Below are 762 nucleotides of genomic sequence, written 5' to 3' on the forward strand. Positions count from 1 at the left end.
ATGCCGAGCTCCTTGGCACGCGCCTCAAGCGCCTTGTTGGCAGGCGTGGCGTAGGCATGGGCGTCAGCTGCGGTGATATAGCACACAGTCTTGGCTTGAACCGCCGCTGCCGACGACAGCAACGCCAGCGCACTCAATATAAGAACCGATTTCCTCAAAGCCATTGTCTCCTCCGTTAAATGGCAACTCAGCCCGCAGCGACTGCCGGGGCATGACTCCGCGCGCCGGTCCGGACGGTTCGGTCCAGAACGACGAGCAAGATCAGTATCAGCCCAGCAACAACCTGCTGGACGTAGGCGGGTATGGATTGGAACTCCATTGCGGTGGTCAGGGACGCGATGGTCAGCACGCCGCCAAGCGTGCCCAGCGCTGATCCCCGTCCGCCTTCAAGGCGCGTTCCGCCAACTACGACCGCGGCGATGACCGTCACGGTGAACTCGGCGCCGAAAACCGGCGAGCCGGTGTTGGTGATCAGGCTTTGCAGCACTCCGGCAATCCCGGCGAGCGTGCTCGCAAAGACAAAGCCACTGAAGATCATCCCGTTGGAAGAAATGCCGCTGGCCTCGGCCGCAACAGGGTTCGATCCCACAGCAAATAGGTTGCGGCCAGACACGGTTCGGGTCAGCCACAGATGCAGTAGCACGATTCCCGCCAGGAACAGGCCGCTGCGGATCGTGAAAACGTCGAAATAGATTTGCGAGAGGCTGACCGAGAACATGATGTCGATCCCTCCGATCGGCTGGCTCGCCTGGGTTCACTGGC

General features: G+C 61.3%; 1 protein-coding gene. It reads right to left on the reverse strand.

Annotation, left to right across the window (positions count from 1 at the left end; all coding sequences use genetic code 11):
• Nucleotides 1-187: 187 nt before the first annotated feature.
• A complete protein-coding gene (locus tag WH91_RS20855; protein WP_248305839.1) occupies nt 188-718 on the reverse strand; it encodes an ABC transporter permease subunit in 531 nt (176 codons plus the stop codon).
• Nucleotides 719-762: the final 44 nt, after the last annotated feature.

Source organism: Devosia psychrophila, from assembly GCF_000971275.1.
Classification (GTDB): Bacteria; Pseudomonadota; Alphaproteobacteria; order Rhizobiales; family Devosiaceae; genus Devosia; species Devosia psychrophila.